This is a genomic window from Streptomyces sp. NPDC052910, from assembly GCF_055585605.1.
Map to the genome: position 1 here is coordinate 157,822 of NZ_JBVJJR010000007.1, position 23,125 is coordinate 180,946.

The following is a 23,125-nucleotide window of genomic DNA, read 5'->3' on the forward strand; positions in this document are numbered from 1 at the left end:
AGGGCCTGACAGTGCGACTGCCGTGACAGTGCCCGCCCCGGAGCCACCGCTTGGCGTAGTCCTTGACGCAGGTGACCGCGAGCACGACGAAGGGCCCGGCCTGAATCAGATCGGGCCCTTCGTCTGAAGAGCGGTAGCGGTGGGATTTGAACCCGTCAAGAAGGCGCTTCTCACCTGCGGTTTTGCTGGAGAGCGTGCGGGCTGTGCCTGGCCAAGTTCCGGCTCGCCGACGGCGTAGTGGTCCCCGCTCATGCAACCGAGGAGGAGGAGTGATGCCCTGCCCGCATCGGCTGAAGGGCGGCGCCCTTGTCCTGGCGCCTCCCGGCCCGTGAAGAGCGGGCCCTTTGGGCCGGATGGCTCGGACAGCGACGAAGACGACGAGTACGACCAGGCGCCCGCCGAAACGCACGATGAGGGCAGGAGGCGATGACCGCGCTGTACGGCAAGAGGGCGTAGGGCAGGGGGGCCAGGGGCTCGGCAATGTCCCTGCGGTGGGTGCGTCCTGCGGCTCAGCCAGCTTTCTCCCAAGCGTGCCAGCCTCCGTTGTAGAAGCAGTTCTGCCAGTAGTTGTAGCCGGCGTGGTGCACGTAGACGACGACGCAGCGACGATACGGGTTGCCGGTCTCCTGAGGCCCCAGCACCTTGTCGGCGCGGCCGAGTGCCGCCGCGCACCGGCAGGCGGAATGCCGGCCGCGAAACGCGCGGTGAGCCGAGTGCACAGGTGAGCCGTGCTGTTGGCGCGTGAAGCGGGGGAGATCCGGTCGCGGACCGGGCGCGAGGGTTCACGCTCCGGAAACAATCCCCTAAGCTGGCTCCGCGTGTTGACCGAGGGGGGGAGCCACGGTGACACGGACGACAGCGGCAATCAGCCGATTTGTCGACGGAGTGCGTTCGCCTCCTCCCGATGCACATACGGGAAAGCTGCCGGGCCCGGGAGCTCAGTGGTTCTGCTCCTGGTCAACAGGGGGTAATGCGTGACCGTAAAGCTCTTTCTCATCGACGAGGACGCCATGTACCGGATGGGCGTCCGTGCTGCCGCGGAACAGGCTGAGAACGTGGTGGTGGTAGGCGAAGGGCCGGCCTTCGGGAATGACGTGCTGGAGTGCGTGCGGAACTCCGGCGGCATCGATGTCGTTCTGGTCGGCGTACCGCATTCGGGCGCCTGCATCGATTTGGTCCGGACCGTTACCGGGAACGCGACGCCGGGAGGACGGGCACCGCGCGTTCTGATGGTGTCGTCGTCGGGGGCGGAGGAGGCGGCGGTCGTCGCCGCGGTACGTGCGGGGGCACAGGGATACATCTCCAGAGGCATCTCGGGCGAGGAGCTTTTCCGGGCCGTTCAGGTCGTGGCCGACGGCGGGGCCGTATTCGGCCCGTCCGTCGCCGCGCGGCTGGGGACGTATTTCTCCCCGCCCGACGGTATGCCCGGCCGAGCGGCCTTTCCCTCGCTCACCGATCGCGAGCTGCAAATTCTCGAGTACATCGCCCGGGGCTGGGACAACAGGCGTATCGCCCGCTCGCTCGTGCTCTCAGAGAAGACGATCAAGAATCATGTCACCCGGCTGTTCCGGAAGCTGGAGGTCAAGGACCGTATGTCGGCGGCGATGCGGGCGCGGGACGCCGAGGCGGGCCTCCTCAGCGGTTGCCCGGCTGAATGATTCCCGTCTCGTAGCCGATGATCACCAGTTGGACGCGGTCCCGGACGCCGAGCTTGTCGAAGAGATGGCCGATGTGGGTCTTCACCGTGGCGGGGCTGACGTGCAGCCGCCGGGCGATCTCGCCGTTCGCCAGGCCGCGGGTGACCAGGGTGAGCACCTCGTGCTCGCGGGCTGTCAGCCCGCCCAGTTCGGTGGTGACCCGGGGCACGGGCTCGGGCCGTCGGCAGAACTCGGCGACCAGGCGCCGCGTCACGCTGGGGGCCAGCAGGCTCTCTCCCGAGGCCACGACGCGGATCGCCTGGAGAAGCTCGACGGGGGAGACGTCCTTGAGGAGGAAGCCGCTCGCCCCGGCGCGCAGGGCGCTGAACACATACGTGTCGTGATCGAACATGGTGAGGATCAGGACCCGGACGCCGGACGTCTCCGGGGAGTTGCGGATGAGCCGGGTGGCCTCGATGCCGTCCATCTCGGGCATGCGCACGTCCATGAGGACGACGTCCGGCCTGGCGCGCAGGGCCAGTTCCACGGCGGCGGCGCCCGTCCCGGCCTCGCCCACCACGGTGAGGCCGGGCTCGGCCTCCACGAGGACGCGGAAGCTGCCCCGGAGCAGGGCCTGATCGTCCGCGATCAGTACCCGTACGGGTTCCGCCAGCACCCGCTCCCCGACGTGTTCCGCGGTCCCGTCCGTCCGTATCGGTTCGCCCACCGCCGCCTCCCCTCAGCCCGTCCGCCGCGTGAAGGGTAGTCGCACGCTCACCGCGAAGCCCCCTTCGGGCCGGGGGCCCGCGCGGAAATCACCGCCGTGGAGGGCCACCCGCTCCCGCATGCCCAGCAGGCCGTGGCCGGGCGCGTCGCCCGGGCGGGGGTGCGGCCGCCTGCGAGGGCCGTCGTCGGTCACCTGAATCCGCAGCCCGTCCTCGTCGGTGTCCAGCTCGACTTGGCAGCGGGTGGGTCCGGCGTGCTTCATGACATTGGTCAGGGCCTCCTGGACGATCCGGTACGCCGAGAGGTCCACCGTCCCGGGCAGCCCCGTCAGGTCCCGGGCCCGCACCTCGACCCGCACACCCGCCGCCGAGGCGTGCTCGATCAGCCCGGACAGCTCCGACAGGCCGAGCGAGGGCCGCAGGTCGGCGACCTCCTCGTCCGTCGTGCCGTCCGAGCGCAGGATGCCGAGCATGTGGCGCATCTCGGCGAGCGCGGCGCGGCTCGCCGTCCCGATGACGCCCAGCGCTTCGCCGGCCGCCTCCGGGTGCTTGGCCAGGACGTGATGGGCGACCCCCGCCTTCACCGCGATCACCCCGATGTGATGCGCGACGACATCGTGCAGCTCGCGGGCGATCCGCAGCCGCTCCTCCGCGACGGCACGGTCGGCGAGCTGCCGCGCCGACCGTGCGGCGTAGACCCGCCGTTCCCGCACCGCACGGCCGATCGTCCACGCCGCTCCGGCCAGGGCCACCCCCACGACCTGCATGGGCAGGGTGCGCGGCTCCCATGTGGACGTGCCCGCCAGCATGACGGCGAGCAGGAAGACGACGCTGACCAGGCCGATGGTCGCGGTGGGCACCCACCGTGCGCGCGGGGCGGTGGCCGCCACCCAGTACAGCGCGAGCGCCACCGAGAGAAACGGTTCCGACACGACGCCGGACAGCGCCGCCACCAGCGAGGCGACGGCGGTCACCGCGCACACGGGCAGAGGCCAGAGCCTGCGAACGGCCACCGGCAGGCCCATCAGTACCGCCAGCGTCACCCGGGCCGCCGGCGGGGCCGCGGAGCCCGTGGCGGGCGCGCCCGACATCGCGAGGAACGCCGCCGTGAGCACGACCGCGGCCACGCAGTCCAGGGCCAGGAGTTCGCGCGGGCGCAGCCGCCGGAGCACGGCCCGGGCGCCCTCGTCGGGCAGGCGGGTCCCGGCCCGCTCGGTACGGTCGTCAACCACCCGGTGACCCTACTGCGCGACCTGCCGCGGTACCTCCGCCCCGGGAATGACCTACCGCGGGGGGAGTTCGTGTGCCCGCGCCGTTCTTCTCGGCCCCCGGGCGGAGGCGGGCGATCGGTTGGCGGGCCGATGGCAGCGCGCCCCCGGTGCGGGATCGTCGAGGGGTGATCGAAATCCAGGAGCTGACGAAACGATACGGAAGCACGGTCGCCGTCGACGACCTGTCATTTTCCGTGAAATCCGGCACTGTCACCGGCTTCCTCGGCCCTAACGGCGCCGGCAAGTCGACGACCATGCGGATCACGATGGGTCTCGACCACCCGCTCCGGGGCCGGGTGCTGCTCGACGGAAAGCGCTACGGGCAGTTGCGCGAACCGATCCGGCATGTGGGAGCCCTGCTGGAGGCCAAGGCGGCGCAGCGCAGCCGCACCGCCTACCACCACCTGCTGTGGCTGGCCCAGACCAACCGCATCGGCCGCGGGCGGGTGCGCGAGGTGCTGGAGCTCGTCGGCCTCGAGTCGGCGGCCGTCAGGCGCGCAGGCGGCTTCTCGCTGGGCATGAGCCAACGCCTCGGCCTGGCTGCGGCGTTGCTCGGCGACCCCGGGATCCTGATCCTCGACGAGCCTGCCAACGGCCTCGATCCGGAGGGGGTGCGCTGGATCAGGACCATGCTCAAGAAGCTGGCCGCCGAGGGGCGGACGGTCTTCGTCTCCAGCCATCTGATGAGCGAGATGGCCATCACCGCCGACCATTTGATCGTCATCGGCCGGGGGCGCCTGCTCGCCGACACCAGCATGACCGGCTTCATCGCCGACCACTGTCGTCCCTCCGTACGCATTCGCACCCCCCAGCCCGGGCTGTTGCGGGCGGCGCTGGAAGAGGCCGGTCTGCATGCGGTCCGCGAAGTGGACGGCACCATGACCGTCGAGGGGGCCGACACCTCCGTCATCGGCAGGCTCGCGGCCGACAACGGCATCACACTGGACGAGCTCAGCGCCCGGCAGTCCTCACTGGAAGAGGCGTTCCTCCGGCTCACGTCGCACGCGGCGGAGTACCGGGCGGCGGCAACCGTGGCGGGGGAGCGGGCGTCATGACCGGCAACGCGCCCACGGCCGTCGTCAGGGCCGAGCTGACCAAGATCCGTACGCTCTGGTCGACGCTCGGCGCGCTGGCGCTGGCGCTCGTCGTGAGCATCGGCATCGCGCTGATCAACAACATCTCCGTCCGGCATGCCATCGACACCGGAAGCGACATGGTCGTGGACGACTTCGACCCGGTCAACTCCGCGTTCGTGGGCGTCCAGTTCGCCCAGCTCGCACTGCTCGCGTTCGGCGTGCTGCTGATCAGCGGCGAATACGGCAGCGGCATGATCCGGGTGTCGTTGGCAGCCGTCCCCTCGCGCGGCCTCTTCTACGCCGGCAAGATCGCCTCGGCCACCGTCGTGGCCTTGCCCCTGTCCCTGGTCATGTCCTTCGCCTGCTTCCTGGCCTCGCAGCAGGCGTTGGGGCCGCACGGCGTCGCGCTCGGTGAGGGGGAGGCCCTGCGCGCCGTGCTCGGCGCCCCGCTCTACCTCACACTGATGTGCCTGTTCTCCCTGGGAGTCGCCACGATGCTGCGTGGCACGGCACTGTCGCTGTCGCTGCTGTTCTCCGTGGTCTTCGTCCTCTCCCCGGTGGCCAATGCCGTCCCCGGGCTCCGGGAGGTCGCGCGCTATCTGCCCGACCGGGCCGGCTCGCAGGTCATGACGGTCGGCGAGCAGGCGGATTCCGTGCTCGGGCCGTGGGCGGGCCTGCTGGTCCTGGCTCTCTGGACGGCCGCGGCCCTCGCCGGCGGGCTCCTCATGCTCCGCCGCCGTGACGCCTGAGTGATCCGTAAGCCCTTCCCGGTCCCTATCGCGGGACCGTGATCAGGGACCCGCAATAGGGACCCGGGAGGGCCCGGAGTCCCTCCGGCGCGGGACCACTTCCACGTTAGATTCCCGATGTTCGGTCGAAAGCGAGTGCGAAGCAGGTGCTCGCATTCGATCCCTATCCGAATCCTGGAGGACACCATGGAGAACACCGTCTACGAGCCCCCGACCCTCGTCGAGATCGGCGACTTCGAGGAGCTTACTCTCTGCAGCCCGTGGGGGAGCTGCCGCGACTTCGCCGGCTGCGGCCGCGCGTTCATCTGCGTCGGCTGACACCTGAGGCCGGAATGACCCGACGGTGGCGGTGAACGGCATCGACCGTCCTACCGCCACCGTCGATTTCCGTGTGCCCCGCGCACAGCGGCCGGAACAATGGCAGGGGGAAATGGACTTCACCGTCCTTCCGGACCACCCGGAAGCAGAAAACCTCATAAGGGAGAATTCCGCGTTCGCCGGAGCCCGTTCGATAGCGCATCACTCCGGACGGCCCTGGCTGGTCGGCCGGTGGGCCGACCGGGACCTCTCGCTGGTGACCGAAGGGCCCTACCGAATCGCGGTGTTCGGGCTCTTCCCCAAGGACATCCCGGCGCTCGCCCGGGCGCTGGAGCGCGTCACCTCCCCGTACGACCTGGACGCCGTGGCACGCGGCGTGCCCGGCAGCGTCCACCTCGTCGCCAGCCTCGATGGCGTCGTACGGGCCCAGGGCGCCCTCTCCACCGCACGCCACCTCTTCACCGCCCGCACCCGGGGGGTGACGGTGGCCGCCAGCAGCCCCGCCCTGCTGGCGGCGCTGACCGGCGCCGGTGTCGACGAGGGCGCGCTCGCCCTCCACCTGCTCGACCCCCTGCCGCCCTGGCCGCTCACCCAGCGCTCCGTATGGACCGGTGTGGAGCCCCTGACCCCGGGGCATTGGCTGCACCTGCGCACCGACGGCAGCGGCCGCCAGATCCGCTGGTGGCAGCCGCCACCGGACGACCTCCCGCTAGCGGACGCCGCGGCCGCCGTACGGGCCGCCCTCACCGAGGCCGTGGCCCTGCGGACCGGCCGCCCCGGCAGGGTGAGCGCCGACCTCTCCGGCGGGCTCGACTCCACCTGCCTGTGCTTCATCGCGGAAGCGCAGACCGGCGAGCTCTCCACCTACCACGTCGCACCCCTGGACGAGGCCAACGAGGACACCCTGTGGGCCCGCCGCGCCGCCGACCGGCTGCCGCGCGCCCGCCACCACTGGATCCCCAAGTCCCGCGAGGCGAACTGGTTCGACGTCGAGACCGACCAGGGCCGGGCCCTGGACACGGGCGAGGGACCGGCCCTGTGGGCCTCGGGGGCGGCCCACCTGACGGACCTGTCCCGGGCCGCCGCCGAAGACGGCTCGTCGCTGCACATGATGGGCCTGGGCGGCGACGAGCTCTTCGGCTCCACCCCCTCCTACCTTTGGTCCCTCGCCCGCCGGCACCCGTTCCGGTCCCTGCCGGTCATCCGGCGCCACCGGTTGCTCAACCGCTGGCCGCTCGCCGCCACCGTCCGCGCGCTCGCCGACCGCGACGACTTCCCGCACGCCCTCATGGCGAGCGCACGCCGGCTAACCGCCCCACCACCGCGTCCGCCCTACCTCGACCTGGGCTGGACGGGCGGATCCCGCATGCCGCCCTGGGCCACGCCGGCCGCCGTGGCGCTCGTACGCGACCTGTACCGCGAGGCGGCCGAGGCGAGGACGGCGCCGCTCGACCCCGACCGGCTCCGCCACCAGTTGCTGGAATTCACCGGATACGACGGCAGGCTCATCCGGCAGACCCGGCGTGCCATGGCCGCCTCGGGCGTGGAGTGGGACGCGCCCATGCTCGACGACCGCGTCGTCGAGGCGGCGATGTCGGTACGGCTGCCCGACCGGATGGTCCGCGGACGGTTCAAACCCCTGCTGACCACGGCCATGCGCGGCAGCGTGCCCGCCGACATCCTCGGGCGCCGCTCCAAGGGCGAGTTTAGCGCCGAACTCTACGAGGGCGTCCGTCGCAACCGGGACCGCTTTCTCGGCCTCTGCGCCGATCTCCGGCTCGCCGAGCGCGGCCTGGTGAACGCCGAGGCCCTGCGCACCGCGTTCCTCGCCCCGTCTCCCGAGAGCCATCACCTGTCCCAGTTCGAGAACACGGTGGCGTGCGAGGCCTGGCTGCGCTCGCCCAGCGCCGCCCCGCACCCCGTGGGAGATCCACGATGACCCTTGCACTCGCCCGGACCGTGATCGCTACCGACACCGAGGCGGGCCTGGTACTGCTGGACGAGCACAGCGGGCGCTACTGGCACCTCAACGGCTCGGGCGCCGTCACGCTGCGGCTGCTCCTGGACGGCCGTTCCCCCGAGGAGGCCGCGGCCGAGCTGACCCGGAACGCGCCCGACGCCGCCCCCCAGGCCCTCGCCGACGTACGCCGGCTCGTGGCCGCTCTCGGCAAGGCCAAGTTGGTGGTGACGGCATGACGATTCCCGTGACCGGAGAACGCCGCGGCGCCGGCCTGACCTTGCGGGGGCAGATCGGCGCACGGCTGGCCACCGGCGTGGCGCTGCTGCTGACCAAAAGGCTCTCGCCGCGCCGGCTGCGCCAGGTGTTGCGCCTGCTCAGCCGCGGCAGCCGCCCGGCCACCCGTGACCAGGCCCTGTACGCCCGGCAGGCGGCGGTGATGGTGAGCACCCGCTGCGCGGGGCTCGGCTGCCTGCAACGGTCGGTCGCCGCAGCCCTGCTGTGCCGGATGCACGGCCGCTGGCCCGACTGGTGCACGGGCTTCCGTACCGACCCCTTCGGCGCCCACGCCTGGGTCGAGGTGGACGGCGTGCCCGTGGGGGAGCCGGGGGACCTGTCCCGGTTCCGCACCGTGATGGCCGTACGGCTGCGGCAGGAGGAGGCGTCATGAGCGCCCCGGACGCGGACGTCGCGGTCCGCGCCGAGGACCTCGGCAAGGTCTACGGCGACACCGTGGCCGTGGCCGGCCTCTACCTGACCGTGCCCGCCGGCACCGCCTTCGCGTTCCTCGGCCCCAACGGCGCGGGCAAGACCACCACGATCAGCATGCTGTGCACCCTGCTCGCACCCACGGCGGGGCGGGCCGAGGTCGCCGGATTCGACGTGGTCGCACAGCCGGACGAGGTCCGGGACCACATCGGGCTGGTCTTCCAGGAGTCCACCCTCGACCAGGACCTGACGGCCGAGGAGAACCTCCGCTTCTACGCCGAGCTCTTCGGGATCACCCGCCGGCAGGGCGCGTCCGAGGTCGCCGCCGTGCTCGGGCTCGTGGGGCTCACCGACCGCCGCGACACCCCCGTCCGGGACTTCTCCGGTGGCATGCGCCGCCGCCTGGAGATCGCCCGGGGGCTGCTGAACACCCCGGCGGTGCTGTTCCTGGACGAGCCCACCACCGGCCTCGACCCGCAGACCCGCGTGGCGATCTGGGAGCACCTGCACCGCCTGCGGCGCGAACGCAACGTCACGCTCTTCATGACCACCCATCACCTGGAGGAGGCCGAGAACTGCGACCGGATCGCCATCATGGACGACGGCTTCGTCGTCGCCGAGGGCACCCCGGCCGAGCTCAAGACCGTTGTCGGAGCCGACCTGGTCGTCCTGCGCACGGACGACGACCAGGAGACCGCTCGGGTGGTGCGCGAGCGGTACGGGTTCGAGGCCGAGGCGGGGCCGGACGGAGTACGGCTGAGGGTGGACGACGGCGCGGCGTTCGTCCCGAAGTTCTGCGGGGACGCCGGGGTGCGCGTGCACTCGGTCAGTGTCACGCCACCCTCGCTCGACGACGTCTTCCTCCACTACACCGGCCACAGCATCCGCGACGACGAGGCGGGACCCATGACGCTCGAGGACCTCGTCAGGAGGCAGGGGTGACCGACACCGGCACGGTGCGGGCCCGCGCCCGCCTCACCACGTCCACCCCGGCCCGGCCGTCCCGGACGGGCCCACGCGCGTCCTCCCGCCGGAATCTACGGGCCGTCAGAATGCTGTGGCACCGCGAGATGATCCGGCTGAGCCGCAACAAAATCCAGCTTGTCATGGGGCTGGTGACGCCGCTGATGTTCTTGCTCGTCCTGGGAACCGGCCTGGACACCTCGGGGGTCGTGGGCGAGGGCTACGACGAGTACCGGGGCTTCCTGTTCCCCGGCATCCTCGTGATGACCACCCAGGCACCGGCGATCTCGGTGGGGGTCTCGGTGGTCTGGGACCGCCAGGTCGGTTTCCTGCGGCAGGCCCTCGTGGCACCGGTGCGGCGCAGCAGCCTGCTGTTCGGCCTGTGCGCGGGCGGCGCCACGACAGGGGCCGTCTACGGTCTCATGGTGCTGATCATCGCCCCGCTCGCCGGGGTGCCGTACCACCCGATGCTGCTGGTGGTCCTGGCCGAAGTCTTCGTGGTGGCCCTGGCCTTCACCACGATCGGCATGCTCGCGGCGGTCACCATCAAGAGCATCCAGACGTTCCAGGTCGTGGTCAGCCTGGCCCTGATGCCGCTCATGTTCCTGTCCGGCGCGATGTTCCCGCCCGGGGGGCTGCCCGGCTGGCTGGGCATCGCGGTGGCGCTCAACCCGCTGACGTACGCGATCGACGGTATCCGCCGGACGCTTCCTGGCGATGTGGACCTGGGCGGTTATGCGGGGTCCGTCCAGATCGCGGGCTGGACGCCGCAGGTCGCGCTGGAGATGGGCTTTGTGGCCCTCCTGGCGGCGACGGCACTGACGCTGGCGGCCCGCCGCTTCTCCCGCGCGGGCTGACGGGCCACACGACACAGCGCCGGACGGGCTGGAGAGCCCGTCCGGCGCTGTGTCGTCCCGGGGGCCGGGGCACCGTCACTCCGAAGGCCGCCGCAGCCTCGCGACGAACTTGTAGCGTTCCCCGTGGTAGACCGACCTGACCCATTCCACCGGCAGTGCGCGGGTCGATGGGGAAGAAATGCCAGGGAAGCTTGGGACTCTTGCTTCCCTTGGCTTGTTCCCCCGGCGCGCCAGATGGCCGTGAAGGTAGTGCTTCCGTCGGTGCGCTCACGTCGTCTTATGCACCCCATGCCGGACATATCGGGCAGAGGTTGTGCTGACGCCGTGCTGACAATCCGGGCGACGAAAAACCGCCCCTGACCTGTTTTCGCAGGTCAGAGGCGGTTTCTCTTGAGCGGTAGCGGTGGGATTTGAACCCACGGAGGAGTTGCCCCCTCACACGCTTTCGAGGCGTGCTCCTTAGGCCGCTCGGACACGCTACCGAGAGAGAGCTTAGCGGACGAGTGGCCGTGGTCCGAAATCGGTTCTTCGGAGGAGGGGGCGGAGGGGGTCAGCGGGTGCGGAAGAAGTCGGTGAGGAGGGCCGAGCACTCGTCGGCGAGGACGCCGGTGATGACCTCGGGGCGGTGGTTGAGGCGCCGGTCCCGGACCACGTCCCACAGGGAGCCGGCGGCGCCCGCCTTCTCGTCGGCGGCGCCGTAGACGACGCGGTCGAGCCGGGAGAGGACGATGGCGCCGGCGCACATGGTGCACGGTTCCAGGGTGACGACCAGGGTGCAGCCGGACAGGCGCCACTCGCCGACGGCCCGGGCGGCCTCGCGGACGGCGAGTACCTCCGCGTGGCCGGTGGGGTCGCCGGTGGCCTCGCGTTCGTTCCGGCCGCGGCCGATGACCGTGCCGTCCGGGGCCAGGACGACGGCCCCGACCGGGACGTCGCCCGTGCCCGGGGCCCGTGCCGCCTCCTCCAGGGCGGCCCGCATCGCGGGGAGCCAGGGATCGCGGACGGGGTCGGGACCGGGCGGGCGGCCGGGGGCGGCGTCGTTCATGGGACCAGTGTGGGCGAGCCCCGCCGTCCGGCGCCCCCGCGGGCCCTCAGCGGACGGCCTCCAGGACGTCGGTGCAGCCGAGGGCGTCGGCGATCTCGCTGAGGGCGTCCCCGTTGAGGGACAGCAGCCGGCGTTCGCCCACGCCGACGTCCTCCAGCAGCCGGGTGTCGCCGAGCGGGCCGCTCGGCACCGTCCCGGCGGCGGTGCCCGGGGTGTCGGGCTCGTCCTCAACGGTCTCCGGCTCGCCGTCTTCCGTGCCGTCGAGGTCGAGGGCGTCGAGGTCGTCGGTTTCGTCCTCCTCCCGGCCCAGGAGTTCGTCGATGAGCATGGAGCCGTAGGAACTCCGCTTGGCCGGCGGGGCGTCCGAGAGGAAGATCCGCGGGTCGTCCTCGCCGTCCACCCGGACGATGCCGAACCAGGCGTCCTCCTGCTCGATGAACACCAGGACCGTGTCGTCGTCGAGCGAGGCGTCACGGGCCAGGTCGACGAGGTCGGACAGGGTTTCCACGTTGTCGAGGTCTGTGTCGCTCGCTTCCCACCCGTCGTCGGAGCGCGCGAGCAATGCGGCGAAGTACACCGTGACTCTCCCACTGGTCATAGGCGGTGCCGGGCCGGACGGGGACAGCACCCCGCCCACTCGGAATCGTGGCAGAAATGCGGCCGTTGCGAGAGGTCTTCCGCGCTGCGTCGTGCAGTAGTCCGAGAGATTCGGGGGACGTTCCGGGGGGACGCGGCCCCTCGAACGCACCCCGGACCGCCATCCGGGGTGCGTTCGAGGCCCGCCCCGGAGCGCCTTCGGGGTTTTCCCGGAAGGCGTCCCGGGGGCCGTCCCGGAGAAAGCCCGGAACCGGGTCCCGGACGAATGCGAGCGTCGCCGTGACGGCCGTCACCACGCCGTGCCGGCTGTCCGGCGTGGCGAGCCGTCGATCACCATCTGAACGTTCGCATACGCATCTGCTGGCGCATTCTGGCCGCCCGTGCGCGGCGCGGCTGCACCCGGTCGCGGAGCTCCCGGGCCTCGTTCAGCTCACGGAGGAACTGCGCCCGGCGGCGCCGCCGCTCCGCGTCGTCGTCCAGGGGGGTCTCCGGGGCCGCCGGGGGTTCCGCGGGGCGTTCCCCCGTGCGTTCTCCGGTGCGTTCGCCGCTTGGACGTCCCGTTTGCCGCCCTGTTTGTCGTCCGGTTTGCCGTCCTGTCGGTTGTCCGGCCCGTTCGGCCGGTCGCTCGCGGGGGCGCTCTCGGGGCCGCTCCCTGGGCCGTTTCCCTGGAACGGCTCGTTCCGCCGGGTTTTCCGGAGCTTTCCGGGCTCCGGATTCGCGTTCGTCACGGTCGGCCATGCACAGCACCACCTCGTGCCGAGGGTCTCGCCCGGCGTGTGCGAGCCGGGCGTACGTGCCCACTTTCCCCCTTAGTGGTGGAGTGATGCCACCGTGGGGCCGGGAGCCGGTGTCCGAAAGCTCGGATAATGTCGATGTCATGCGGATCCACGTCGTCGACCACCCGCTGGTGGCGCACAAACTCACCACGCTGCGCGACAAGCGCACCGACTCCCCCACGTTCCGGCGGCTCGCCGACGAGCTGGTCACCCTGCTCGCCTACGAGGCGACACGGGACGTGCGGACCGAACAGGTCGACATCGAGTCGCCGGTCACCGCGACCACCGGCGTCAAGCTGTCCCACCCGCGCCCGCTGGTGGTGCCGATCCTCCGGGCCGGCCTGGGCATGCTCGACGGCATGGTCCGACTGCTGCCCACGGCCGAGGTCGGCTTCCTGGGCATGATCCGCAACGAGGAGACCCTCAAGGCGGAGACGTACGCGACGCGCATGCCGGACGACCTCTCCGGCCGCCAGGTGTACGTGCTCGACCCGATGCTGGCCACCGGCGGCACGCTGGTCGCGGCGATCCGTGAGCTGATCAAGCGCGGCGCGGACGACGTCACCGCCATCTGCCTGCTCGCGGCTCCCGAGGGCGTCGAGATCATGGAGCGCGAGCTCGCCGGCACCCCGGTGACGGTCGTCACCGCTTCGGTGGACGAGCGGCTCAACGAGGACGGCTACATCGTGCCGGGCCTGGGCGACGCGGGCGACCGCATGTACGGGACGGCCGGCTGAGCCGTCGGCACGTCAGGCGCCGGGGCTCGGCCCCGGCCTCGTCCGGTCGCCTCCGGAGCTCGCCTCGGCCTCGTCCGGTCTTGCCCTGAGATCTTCCGGCCGCTTCCGGCCTCGTCCCGGTCTCCGCTCAGCACTTCGTCGCGCTCTTCGAGGGCGCGGGGGACGACGGGGCCGGCCGGGGCGCGGCCGGTGCCCGGCTCGCGTCCGGCGCGGGCCTGAGCTCCTTGAACCCGGCGCCGATGATCAGATCGATGTCCTTCCCCTTGCGGACGTCGCTCTTCACCGCCGCCTCGCCGACCTGCTCCTCCAGGACACGCATCGCCCCCTCGGCGTCGTCGGGCGAACCCAGCAGCAGCGCCGTGCCGTCGACGTTCTTGTCGTAGGGCGCGGGGGCGTTGCCCACCTTGCCGATGCGGAAGCCACGCGCCTTCAGCTCGTCCGCCGTCGTCTTGGCCAGGCCGCTGCGCGGGGTGGCGTTGTAGACGTTGACGGTGATGTCGGCGGGCCGGGGCAGTGCCTCTCGGGGCGCGGGGTGACCGGCGGCGCGGGCGTCCGTCTTGTCGCCATGCCCGTCCCGGCCGCAGTCCGCGCTCTTCCGCGACGCCTGCGGTGAGCCGCTTCCGCCGCCCGAGAAGACGTCCACGAGCTGGAGCGTCCCCCAGCCGCCCAACCCCAGGACGGCCACCGCGGCGACCGCGGCGAGCACGACCCTCCGCGGATTCCTCGGCCGGCGCATATGCGGGAACCGACGGCCTGTGACGCGGTACTTGCCGCCCATGCCAGGAGGGGTGAGCATGCTCATGGGCGCAGCGTAGTGCGGGCGGGAGCCGGTGCCTACTAGATGATCAACGGTTGCGCCGACCCCAACCCAAAAGGGCCAATGACGGCCGGAAACGGCCGTAAGCGAAGGGGCCGGAGGGGCCACAGACCCCTGCCGGAGCGGTACCCGGCCGGAGCGGGACCGGCGCCGGGAGCGTCAGCCCAGCTCGAGCACGCGGGCGTGCAGCACTTGGCGCTGCTGGAGCGCGGCGCGCACGGCGCGGTGCAGACCGTCCTCCAGGTAGAGGTCGCCCTGCCACTTCACGACGTGGGCGAACAGGTCGCCGTAGAAGGTCGAGTCCTCCGCGAGCAGCGTTTCCAGATCGAGCTGCTGCTTGGTGGTCACCAGTTGGTCAAGGCGTACCGGGCGCGGGGCGACGTCCGCCCACTGGCGGGTGCTTTCCCGGCCGTGGTCGGGGTACGGCCGACCGTTTCCGATGCGCTTGAAGATCACACGGAAAGCCTACCGGGCCGGTGGTGCCCAGCGCAGCCATGGCGCGGGAGTGGGAAGGCGACAATCAGCCGCATACCGGGAACCGCGGCTCGCTCAGCGCTTCGGCGCCGCTGCCCTTCCCCATCCCTCCTCCCCCTCCGTCCTCTGCTTCTCCCGCTCCCTCTCCTGTTTCGCCTTCTGCTTGGCCGCCTGTTTGAAGGCACGGACCTCGTGCAGCGAGTCGGGGCCGGTGATGTCCGCCACCGACCGGCGGCTTCCCTCCTCGCCGTAGGGGCCCGCGGCCTCCCGCCAGCCGTCGGGGCGCACCCCGAGCCGCTTCCCCAGCAGAGCCAGGAAGATCTGTGCCTTCTGTCGGCCGAAACCGGGCAGGTCGGTGAGGCGGCGCAGCAGCTCGGGGCCGGTGGGGACGTCCCGCCAGACGGCGGCGGCGTCGCCGTCGTACCGCTCGACGAGGTGGCGGCAGAGCCGCTGGATCCGCTCGGCCATGGCGGCCGGATAGCGGTGGACGGCCGGCTTGGCGGCGCAGAGACCGGCGAATGCCTCCGGGTCGTACGCGGCGATCTCGTGCGCGTCGAGGTCGTCGCGACCCAGACGCCGGGCGAGGGTGTACGGGCCGGTGAAGGCCCATTCCATCGGGATCTGCTGGTCGAGCAGCATCCCGATCAGGGCGGCGAGCGGGCTGCGGGAGAGCAGCGCGTCGGCGTCCTCCTGCTGGGCGAGCCGGAGGGTGTGCTCCATGGGATCGATGGTCTCTCGGGGGCGGGTGCTCCGCATGCGGGGCTTGTGTCGCTCTCGAGGCTCACGCAGCTCCGGGGGATGGCCGGATCGCTCAGGGGACGGATCCAAGCGCCCAGACGTCCGGACTCATTCCATGGAGGTGAGCAACCGCTCCACGCCCTTCGGATCCGTCCGCAGTCCCTCCCGGATCTGCCGGGCGAAGGGGTCGGGGAAGATCTCCTCGTCGCCTGCCTCGATGCCCTCGGCGATGGCCCCGGCCGCCTCGGCGGCGGACGCGGCGGGGATGGCGTCGAGTCCGTTCAGGTGGCTGACGGCGTACCGCAGCATGTCCGTCTCGACGGGACCGGGGAAGACGGCGTGCACGGTGATCCCGCGCGGGGCGAGGTCCGCCCGGACGGCCTGGGTGAGCAGGGCGAGCGCGGCCTTGGACGCGGGGTAGGCGCCCATCGCGGGGGTGCCGCCGAAGGCTCCGATGCTGATGAGGTTGGCGATGGCGCCGCCGCCGTTGCGTTCCACGACGGGTGCGAAGGCGCGCAGGACGTGGAGGGTGCCCAGCCAGTTCGTCCGCATGACCGCCTCGGCGTCGGCCAGGTCCATGTCGAGCAGGTGGCCCATGCCGTGCCGTCCCGCGTTGTTGACCAGCAGCGTCACGTCGGACGCGGTCTCGGCGGCGGCCGCGACGGTGGCCGGGTCCGTGATGTCCAGGGTGAGCGGGACGATCCGGCCCGGAGCCCCCGCGACCAGCGGTTCCAGCGTGCGGGGGTCGCGCGCGGTGGCGTACACGCGGGCGGCGCCGCGGGACAGGAACTCGGTCACCAGGGCGCGCCCGATGCCGCGGTTGGCACCCGTCACCAAGGGGACGGCCTCGCGGATTCGCACAGTGGCTCCTCACGTCGGCTGACGACCCACTCGTTACCCACGCGGGGGCGGGCCCCACACCTGCGGACGCGGTCCGTGCCGGGGCCGGCGCGCGGGACGCGCTCGACTGCGCCGAGAGGGGAAGCGGCGCGAAACCGACGTCGCTAGAACGATCGTTCCAGCGGTGCTAGTGTGACGCCTGCCTGGATAGAACGTTCATTCCAGGCGAGTGTTCGTGAGTGATCTCTGTGGGGGGAAGTACGTGGAAACCAAGCGCATCACCGTGAACGGCGTCGAACTCGCCTACGTCGAGCAGGGCGAGGGCCCGCTCGCCCTGCTCCTGCACGGGTTCCCGGAGACACCCGGGATGTTCCGGCACCTGATGCCGGTGCTCGCCGAGGCCGGGTACCGGGCCGTCGCGCCGTACCTGCGCGGCTTCGCGCCCAGCCAGGTACCGCCGGACGGCAGCATGCTGATGAAGGACTTGATCGCGGACGCCAACGCGCTGCACGAGGCGCTCGGCGGCGCCGGCGACGCGGTGATCGTCGGGCACGACTGGGGTGGCTTCGCCACCTGGGGCGCCGCCGCGCACGCGCCGGAGCGCTGGTCGAGAGTGGTCGTGGCGGACGTTCCGCCGGTGCGGTTCTACGAACGCCGGGCCGCCGTCCCCGAGCAGATCCACAAGAACAGCCACTTCTACTTCTTCCAGATGGGCGTGGCCGACCAGCTCGTCCCCGTGAACGACTTCGCCTATCTCGACTGGCTGTGGGAGCACTGGAGCGGCGACGTCCCGGGCTTCGACTCCGCCGAGGACCGGCTGGCCGGCAAGGACGCGCTGCGCGATCCGGCCAACCTCCGTATGGGGCTGGGCCTTTACCGGCAGAACTTCCCGGCGGACGCCTTCGGGACGGACCGCTGGGAGATGGGCCGTCTGCTCGCGGAGCTGCCGTCGCAGCCGACCCTCTACCTGCACGGGAGCGAGGACCCGGTCGTCGACGAGGAGATCCTGGCCGACATCGTCGCCGCTCTGCCCGAGGGGTCGGACGGCGCGCTGCTCCAAGGGGTCGGCCACTTCCCGATGGTGGAGGCGCCGGAGGAGGTCAACAAGCGGATCCTGGCGTTCCTTGCGGGGGAGTGAGCCGCGTCCGGTCGAAGTCGTCCTTCGCTCGACCCGGTGCGCGTCGCGCGCGGAACGGCCGTTCGCCGTCGGGTGATCGCGTGACGCGGCCGCCCCGCGGCGGTTCATTCGCCGGCGGGTGACCGCGTGACCCGGACGCTCCGCGCCGGTTCAACCGTGGCCCGGCGGCGTGCCGTCCTCCTTGGAGGGGAGAGGACGGCACGCCCCTTCCCCCCGGTCGGTGCTGTCCGAAGGACCTCCGTGCCGGACCTGTCAGGGCGTGCCGTAAGGGGCGCGTGCGGGCTTACCGAGCGGGCGCGGGCGCCCCTGTCAGGGTCTCCAATCCGGCCGGGAGCGCCCCCGAGTACACGACTCCGAGCCGCTGGGTGGCCCGTGTCAAGGCCACGTACAGGTCGCTGGTCCCGAGGCCGTCCGGTTCCGCGAGGATCACCGTGTCGAACTCCAGGCCCTTGGCCTGCCGGGGGTCGAGCAGCACCACCGGCCGGGTCAGGTCCGGGGCGGACCCGGCGGAGGCGTCCGGAAGGGCGGCGAGCAGGGCGGGGTGCAGGGCGCGCGGCGCGATGACGGCGGTCCGGCCGTCCTCCTGGCCGTTTTCCCGGCCGCCCCCTTGGGCGGTGTCCTGCCCGGCGCCCTGAACGGAGCCCTGGCGGGTGTCGTGGACTGAGTTCTGGCGGGTGCCCTGGACGGTGTCCTGGACGGCTTCCTGGCCGGCGACGGCCTGGGCCACGGCAGCGGCGACCGCACCGGGCACGTCGTCCGTCCGGAGGGCCCAGGGCCGGACGCCCGTGGAACGGACCGAACACGGCGGCCGGAACGCCGGGGCACCGGACGCCCGGACCACCTCCGCCGCCACCTCCATGATCTCGGCGGGCGTACGGTAGTTGACGCCCAGCCGGACGTGCTCCCACCGGTCACCGACGTACGGCGCGAGGGCCGCCTCCCACGTCCCGCAGCCACCCGGTTCGGCGGTCTGGGCCGGGTCTCCGACGAGGGTCATGGACCGGGTGGGGCAGCGGCGCATCAGCAGCCGCCAGGCCATCGGGGACAGCTCCTGCGCCTCGTCCACGATGATGTGGCCGAAGGCCCAGGTGCGGTCGGCCGCCGCGCGTTCGGCGGCGCTGCGGTGGTCGGCCTCCTCCTGGCGTTCCGCGAGCCGCTCGGCGTCCACGACGTCGTGCGCGGCCAGGACTTCGGAGTCCTCGTCGTCCAGGTCCTCGAACTCCTGCGTCCGGGAGCCGTACGACATGTCGAGCACGCCCTGCGCGTAGGCGATTCGTTCCTGCCGGGCGGCCTCGGCCGCGGCGCGGGCGGCCGAGTCGTCCTCGCCGAGCAGCTCGGCGGCCTCGTCCAGCAGGGGGACGTCGGCCGGCGTCCAGGGCCCGGTGCTCCGGCGGATGGCCTCGGCGTCCGCCGCGGGCAGGTGGCAGGGGTCGGCGAGGAAGTCGTTCACCAGCCGCTGCGGGGTGAGCGCCGGCCAGAACCGGTCGATGGCGGAGTGCACTGCGGGGGCGGCCGCGACGGCTTTGCCGAGCTGGGCGGCGTCGTCCGGCCCGAGGAGGTTCGGGCCCCCGTAGGGGTCGGCCCCGATACGGTCCACGAGTTGGGCGGTGAGGGCGTCGATCACGGCGAACGCGAAGGTGGGGCGCGCGAGGTTGTGCGGCAGCCGCGTGGCGCGTGCCCGGTCGCGGGCCGCCCGCACGATGGCCTCGTCCAGCACCAGGTCGCCGTCGTCGTGTGGGATCACCAGTTCCGGGTCTGGCAGCGTCTGCCGGTCCCGTACGTACGCGGCCAGGGCGTCCGCCATCGTCGCCGCGCCCTTGACCTCGGCGGCTCGCGGGCTGTCGGTGCCGGTGGCGGTCACACCGGGGAACAGCTCACCGGGCGTCGCGAGCAGCACCCCCGTCTCGCCGAGGGACGGCAGCACCTCGCCGATGTAGCCGAGGAACGCCGGGTTGGGGCCGACGATCAGCACGGCGCGGCGGGCCAGTTGCTCGCGGTGGGCGTAGAGCAGGTACGCGGCGCGGTGCAGCGCCACGACCGTCTTTCCCGTGCCGGGGCCGCCCTCCACCACCATGACGCCGTGGTGCGGGGCCCGGATGATGCGGTCCTGCTCCGCCTGGATGGTCTGCACGATGTCGTGCATCCGTCCGGTGCGGGCGGCGTCCAGGGCGGCGAGGAGGACGGCGTCGGCGTCGCTGCCCTCCAAGCCGGTGCGCTCGGGGTCGGTGAGGTCGAGGATCTCGTCGTGGAGGGCCGTGACCCGGCGCCCCTCGGTGCTGATGTGACGCCTGCGGCGCAGGCCCATGGGGGTGTGCCCCGTGGCCAGGTAGAACGGCCGGGCGACGTCGGCGCGCCAGTCGATGACGAGGGGCGTCCGGTCGGCGTCGTCCCGGCGGATGCCGATCCGGCCGATGTGGTGGTCGCGGCCGTCGCGGAACGCCAGCCGGCCGAAGCAGAGCCCGTTCTCCCCGGCGTTGAACGCGGCCAGCAGCCCCGACCGCTCGGCCACCAGCACATCGCGCTCCAGCCGGGCCTGGAACGTGCCGCCGCCCGAGGCGAGGGCGGCGTTCATCCCGGCTTCCGCCTCGTCGCGGAGTTCCGCGAGGCGTGTGTGAAGGTTGTCGATGAATTCCTGTTCGTTGCGCAATTCCTGGGCCGACGCGTTTGACACTGTGACTCCCGCCCCGATATCATGGCCTTACAAAGCTTCTCTATGCCTTGCTTTTGGCGCGGCACAGAAACAATCAATATACGCGAGAAAATGCCCCGGCTGTCAATAGGCCGGGGCATTTGTTGTTTCCGGGTCCGCCTGTTTGATCGGCTTTTGGCGGATGCGGATGCGGATGCGGATGCGGATGCGGATGCGGATGGTGGCGGTGGCGGTCGGCGACGGCTTGGGCAGGATCGGGGAGCGTTCTGCGTCGCCGGTGCTTGTGCGCCGACCGGATTCGGTGTGACGGGCGGGGCCTGTGTGCCGGGGGCGCGGGACGCGTCAGGAAACGGGCTTTTCCGCTGTGTCGTCCGGTGGGTGGTGACGGCCCGGGGTGGGGAACGCCCGTCACCACCACGTCAGCGGTTGCGCCGGCTGCCGGAGCGGGGGCGCAGCAGGGCGGCGGTCAGCACCGCCGGAGTGGTGAGCATCAAGGTGAGGGTGACCACGGAGGTGTGAGGTGTGAGGGGCTTGCTCCCCATCGCCATCGCGTTCCGGTAGAGGTGGTGCGGCGGGATGGGGGTGTGGACCGGCGGAACCGGCGCCGGGGGGCGGTTTTCCGCCGGAGGCCGCGAGGCGGGGGGCGCCGGCGGGGACGCTGGTGATGGTGGGGACGGAGGAGCAGGCGCGGGCCGCTGGGCCGGCGCTGCGGCTGCGGCCGCCGGGGGCGGTGGGGCGGCCGGGTTGACGGTGGCCGGGGTCACCGGCCGGGCGGGCGCGGCCGGAGCCGGAGCGGCGGCGGCCGGTGGGGCGGCGGCTGGTGGAGCGGCCGGGGCGGCGGCTGCGGGTGGTGCGGGAGCGGCCGGCGCTGCCGGGGCGGCCGGCGGTGGCGCGGGAGCCGGTGCGGCGGGAGCCGGTACGGCGGGAGCGGGCGCCGCGGGCGGTGCCGGAGCTGGTACCGCGGGGGCAGGGGCGTTGGCCGGGGGTGCCGGTGCGGGTGGTGCCGCGGGAGGCGCCGGTGCCGGTGGGGCGGCCGGCGGTGGCGGCGCAGGGGGAGCGGCCGGAGGGGCGGCCGGTGGCGGTGCCGGTGGTGCGGGAGCCGGAGCCGCGGGTGGGGCGGCCGCCGGTGGGCGCTGGGCTTGGCAGCCCAGCCGCACGTGGGCGGTCACCCGGAGCACGCCCGCCCCGACCGCCAGGCAGCGGACCCCGTCGTCGTCCACGGTGGCGCGCACCGCCCCACCCAGCGCACGCACATGGACGTGCGACGGCGGATGCGGTGGCAGCAGCCTCGGCACGTGGTGCACGACCGCGTGCAGCGAACTGTTGCCGGCCGTCGCGTCCGCCTCCAGGTCGTCGGCGGCAGCCTCTCCCGCCAGCCCGAAGACGGCGAACGCCGCCAGCGCCGTCAGCCTTCCCGCTCTCAGCCATCCCCGCACCCGTACAGCCTGGCCAATGACGCGGCGCTACGGGTGAGTTCGGGGCGGCATTCCACCGATGGGTGGAAAAAACCCGGGATTTGTCCGAGGGAGGTTTGGCTTCCCGTGCTTCCGTCCGGCCGGGGTCGGTCAACCGCCCAACCGGGCCGGCCGGCGGGCTCCTGCGGCGAACCTCCTTGCCGTGCAGGCGGTCCGGACGTGCGGTACGTGTGCGCGCCGGCGGGTGGGAAGAAGCACGCCCACCGCTCCGTAGTCCGCTCGGCAGCGGGTGGCGGCCCGCTCGGAAGCGGGTGGCCATCGGAAGGGAATCAGTGTGAATGGTCGGTGGCCGACCGTACGGCGGCCGGATCGATCACCTTCTCGTGGCGGTGGGTCCTGGCGGTCAGCCTCGGGATCGTCGTGCTCGGCATGACTTTGCCGGGCACGACGCGGGGTTTTCCGTGGCGTGATCCACGAGCTTTCGGCCGCCGCCGTGATTCCGCTCCGCCTGCCTGTTCCGCCTGCCTGTTCCTTCCGCCTGTTCCTTGTGTCCGCTTCCGCCTGCTCCTTCCGTCCCGCCGCGTTTTTCCCCGCCCTTTCCTTGACCTCGGGCCGGAGGGCGGGGGGCGGGGAGGGCGTGGAGGACGGGGGGTCACGCGCCGGTGTGCGGTCCGTCCGGGACGCGTGTCGCCAGGCCGTCGAGTACGCGCCGCAGGCCGTACGCGAACTTCTCGTCGCGTGTCCGACGCGGATCGCGGTCGCGCAACGATGCGTACTGGGCGTGCAGTTGGGGGTACTCTCCGGTCGCCTCCTCGGCGGTGGACCAGAGGCCCTCGACCCACTCGCGTTCGCTCCGGCCGCTCCGGGCGACCGTCGACAACCATGCCGCCTCGCTGATGCTCATGCCGATGACGTAGGCGCTCAGCGTGGACACGGCGAGGTCGGCCTCGTCCGCCGGGAGGCCCGCCGCCTCGAACAGGGCCAGGAGTCCCTCGGAGAGCCGCATGGCGTTGGGGCCGAGCTGGGTGACCCCGAGACCGCCCAGGACGGGGGCCAGCCAGGGGTGCCGGAGGATCGTCGCCCGCAGGTCGTGCGCGCAGCGGCCGGCGGCCTCGCGCCAGCCGGCCGGGTCGTCCGCGGCGGGCACGCCGATCTCGCCGTACACCTCGTCCACGACCAGTTCGATCAGCTCGTCCTTGGTCGACACGTGCGTGTACATCGAGGTGGCCCCGGCGTTCAGCCGGGCGCCGAGCTTCCGCATGCTCAGCGCCTCGAGGCCGTCCGTGTCCAGCAGGTCGAGGGCGGTGGAGACGATCTGCTCCCGGCTGAGGGCGGGCTGCTCGCGGCGGGGGCGGCGCGGCCGTGTCCAGACGGAGGGGATCGGCCGGTCCGCGGCGGCCGGCCGGGCCGGTGCCGTCGCCGGGGTGTGTTCCTGCCGGTCGGTCGCCATCCGGTCGTCCCTCTCCTCGGTGTTCACGGGTGCGCCTCGCTTCCGCTCTCCCATGCCTGCGCGGCTCAGGATAGCCCGACGGCGTACACCGTACGGTCTTGCGAACAGTGTGCGGAGCTCCGTACAGTGTGCGGTGTCGGTGGGTCGAAGGGCCCGCCGCCGCAGCGATCACTCGTCTCAGGGGGAG

The 23,125-nt window shown here is 72.3% G+C and carries 22 protein-coding genes and 1 tRNA gene; 11 read left to right on the forward strand and 12 right to left on the reverse strand.

Annotated features, from left to right (window positions below; translation table 11 throughout):
- Positions 1-974: 974 nt before the first annotated feature.
- Complete coding sequence (locus ACZ6X9_RS24700; protein WP_469780182.1) at positions 975-1,658, forward strand: response regulator transcription factor; 684 nt, start codon at positions 975-977, stop codon at positions 1,656-1,658.
- Here the strand turns inward: ACZ6X9_RS24700 and ACZ6X9_RS24705 are convergent.
- A complete protein-coding gene (locus tag ACZ6X9_RS24705) occupies positions 1,636-2,310 on the reverse strand; it encodes a response regulator (RefSeq protein ID WP_469780361.1) in 675 nt (224 codons plus the stop codon). The genes ACZ6X9_RS24700 and ACZ6X9_RS24705 overlap by 23 nt on opposite strands.
- Positions 2,311-2,376: 66 nt before the next feature.
- A complete protein-coding gene (locus tag ACZ6X9_RS24710) occupies positions 2,377-3,594 on the reverse strand; it encodes a sensor histidine kinase (RefSeq protein ID WP_469780183.1) in 1,218 nt (405 codons plus the stop codon).
- Positions 3,595-3,758: 164 nt separating this feature from the next.
- Here ACZ6X9_RS24710 and ACZ6X9_RS24715 point away from each other — a divergent pair, with 164 nt between their 5' ends.
- From ACZ6X9_RS24715 to ACZ6X9_RS24750, 8 genes are all read left to right on the forward strand, one after another.
- A complete protein-coding gene (locus ACZ6X9_RS24715; protein WP_469780184.1) occupies positions 3,759-4,688 on the forward strand; it encodes an ATP-binding cassette domain-containing protein in 930 nt (309 codons plus the stop codon).
- Complete coding sequence (locus tag ACZ6X9_RS24720; RefSeq protein WP_469780185.1) at positions 4,685-5,458, forward strand: ABC transporter permease; 774 nt, start codon at positions 4,685-4,687, stop codon at positions 5,456-5,458. Before ACZ6X9_RS24715 ends, ACZ6X9_RS24720 begins: the two co-directional genes overlap by 4 nt.
- A 186-nt stretch (positions 5,459-5,644) precedes the next feature.
- Positions 5,645-5,776: a lasso RiPP family leader peptide-containing protein gene (locus ACZ6X9_RS24725; protein WP_469780186.1), complete on the forward strand. Its 132-nt coding sequence runs from the start codon at positions 5,645-5,647 to the stop codon at positions 5,774-5,776.
- A 112-nt stretch (positions 5,777-5,888) separates the two neighbouring features.
- A complete protein-coding gene (locus tag ACZ6X9_RS24730) occupies positions 5,889-7,715 on the forward strand; it encodes an asparagine synthase-related protein (protein ID WP_469780187.1) in 1,827 nt (608 codons plus the stop codon).
- Positions 7,712-7,972 carry a lasso peptide biosynthesis PqqD family chaperone gene (locus tag ACZ6X9_RS24735; RefSeq protein WP_361885507.1) on the forward strand — a complete coding sequence of 87 codons (261 nt, stop codon included), beginning with the start codon at positions 7,712-7,714 and terminating at the stop codon, positions 7,970-7,972. The genes ACZ6X9_RS24730 and ACZ6X9_RS24735 overlap by 4 nt, the downstream gene beginning before the upstream one ends.
- Positions 7,969-8,403 carry a lasso peptide biosynthesis B2 protein gene (locus ACZ6X9_RS24740; protein ID WP_469780188.1) on the forward strand — a complete coding sequence of 145 codons (435 nt, stop codon included), beginning with the start codon at positions 7,969-7,971 and terminating at the stop codon, positions 8,401-8,403. Before ACZ6X9_RS24735 ends, ACZ6X9_RS24740 begins: the two co-directional genes overlap by 4 nt.
- The gene (locus ACZ6X9_RS24745) at positions 8,400-9,383 is read left to right on the forward strand and encodes an ATP-binding cassette domain-containing protein (protein ID WP_469780189.1); all 984 of its coding nucleotides are present in this window, start codon (positions 8,400-8,402) and stop codon (positions 9,381-9,383) included. Before ACZ6X9_RS24740 ends, ACZ6X9_RS24745 begins: the two co-directional genes overlap by 4 nt.
- Positions 9,380-10,261 (forward strand): ABC transporter permease, encoded by an 882-nt coding sequence (locus tag ACZ6X9_RS24750; protein ID WP_469780190.1) that lies wholly within the window; start codon positions 9,380-9,382, stop codon positions 10,259-10,261. The genes ACZ6X9_RS24745 and ACZ6X9_RS24750 overlap by 4 nt, the downstream gene beginning before the upstream one ends.
- A gap of 395 nt (positions 10,262-10,656) precedes the next feature.
- Here the strand turns inward: ACZ6X9_RS24750 and ACZ6X9_RS24755 are convergent.
- The 3 genes from ACZ6X9_RS24755 to ACZ6X9_RS24765 all read right to left on the reverse strand — a co-directional run bounded on the left by ACZ6X9_RS24755 (position 10,657) and on the right by ACZ6X9_RS24765 (position 11,883).
- A tRNA-Ser gene (locus ACZ6X9_RS24755) sits at positions 10,657-10,743 on the reverse strand.
- A gap of 68 nt (positions 10,744-10,811) precedes the next feature.
- On the reverse strand, positions 10,812-11,306 hold the full coding sequence (gene tadA / locus ACZ6X9_RS24760; RefSeq protein WP_469780191.1) for a tRNA adenosine(34) deaminase TadA: 495 nt from the start codon (positions 11,304-11,306) through the stop codon (positions 10,812-10,814).
- Positions 11,307-11,352: 46 nt separating this feature from the next.
- Positions 11,353-11,883, reverse strand: a complete 531-nt coding sequence (locus tag ACZ6X9_RS24765; RefSeq protein ID WP_469780192.1) for a tRNA adenosine deaminase-associated protein — start codon at positions 11,881-11,883, stop codon at positions 11,353-11,355.
- Positions 11,884-12,780: 897 nt separating this feature from the next.
- On the opposite strand from ACZ6X9_RS24765, the gene upp reads away from it, so the two are divergent.
- Entirely contained in the window at positions 12,781-13,416 is a 636-nt protein-coding gene (gene upp, locus ACZ6X9_RS24770) for a uracil phosphoribosyltransferase (protein WP_469780193.1), read from the forward strand.
- A gap of 127 nt (positions 13,417-13,543) precedes the next feature.
- Here upp and ACZ6X9_RS24775 read toward each other — a convergent pair whose 3' ends face one another.
- The 4 genes from ACZ6X9_RS24775 to ACZ6X9_RS24790 form a co-directional block, all read right to left on the reverse strand.
- Positions 13,544-14,218, reverse strand: a complete 675-nt coding sequence (locus ACZ6X9_RS24775) for a LytR C-terminal domain-containing protein (protein ID WP_469780194.1) — start codon at positions 14,216-14,218, stop codon at positions 13,544-13,546.
- 174 nt (positions 14,219-14,392) lie between these two features.
- On the reverse strand, positions 14,393-14,689 hold the full coding sequence (locus ACZ6X9_RS24780) for a type II toxin-antitoxin system VapB family antitoxin (RefSeq protein WP_003986294.1): 297 nt from the start codon (positions 14,687-14,689) through the stop codon (positions 14,393-14,395).
- A gap of 93 nt (positions 14,690-14,782) precedes the next feature.
- Positions 14,783-15,427 carry an HhH-GPD-type base excision DNA repair protein gene (locus ACZ6X9_RS24785; protein ID WP_469780195.1) on the reverse strand — a complete coding sequence of 215 codons (645 nt, stop codon included), beginning with the start codon at positions 15,425-15,427 and terminating at the stop codon, positions 14,783-14,785.
- A gap of 126 nt (positions 15,428-15,553) precedes the next feature.
- The gene (locus ACZ6X9_RS24790; RefSeq protein WP_469780196.1) at positions 15,554-16,306 is read right to left on the reverse strand and encodes an SDR family NAD(P)-dependent oxidoreductase; all 753 of its coding nucleotides are present in this window, start codon (positions 16,304-16,306) and stop codon (positions 15,554-15,556) included.
- 241 nt (positions 16,307-16,547) lie between these two features.
- Between ACZ6X9_RS24790 and ACZ6X9_RS24795 the strand changes: the two genes are divergently transcribed.
- Complete coding sequence (locus ACZ6X9_RS24795) at positions 16,548-17,423, forward strand: alpha/beta fold hydrolase (protein ID WP_469780197.1); 876 nt, start codon at positions 16,548-16,550, stop codon at positions 17,421-17,423.
- A 283-nt stretch (positions 17,424-17,706) separates the two neighbouring features.
- Here the strand turns inward: ACZ6X9_RS24795 and ACZ6X9_RS24800 are convergent, their stop codons facing one another.
- From ACZ6X9_RS24800 to ACZ6X9_RS24810, 3 genes are all read right to left on the reverse strand, one after another.
- Positions 17,707-20,070, reverse strand: a complete 2,364-nt coding sequence (locus ACZ6X9_RS24800; protein ID WP_469780362.1) for a HelD family protein — start codon at positions 20,068-20,070, stop codon at positions 17,707-17,709.
- A 422-nt stretch (positions 20,071-20,492) separates the two neighbouring features.
- Positions 20,493-20,615, reverse strand: a complete 123-nt coding sequence (locus tag ACZ6X9_RS24805; protein WP_469780198.1) for a hypothetical protein — start codon at positions 20,613-20,615, stop codon at positions 20,493-20,495.
- 1,525 nt (positions 20,616-22,140) lie between these two features.
- Positions 22,141-22,965, reverse strand: coding sequence for a TetR/AcrR family transcriptional regulator C-terminal domain-containing protein (locus tag ACZ6X9_RS24810; RefSeq protein ID WP_469780199.1), 825 nt, complete (start codon positions 22,963-22,965; stop codon positions 22,141-22,143).
- Positions 22,966-23,125 lie beyond the last annotated feature (160 nt).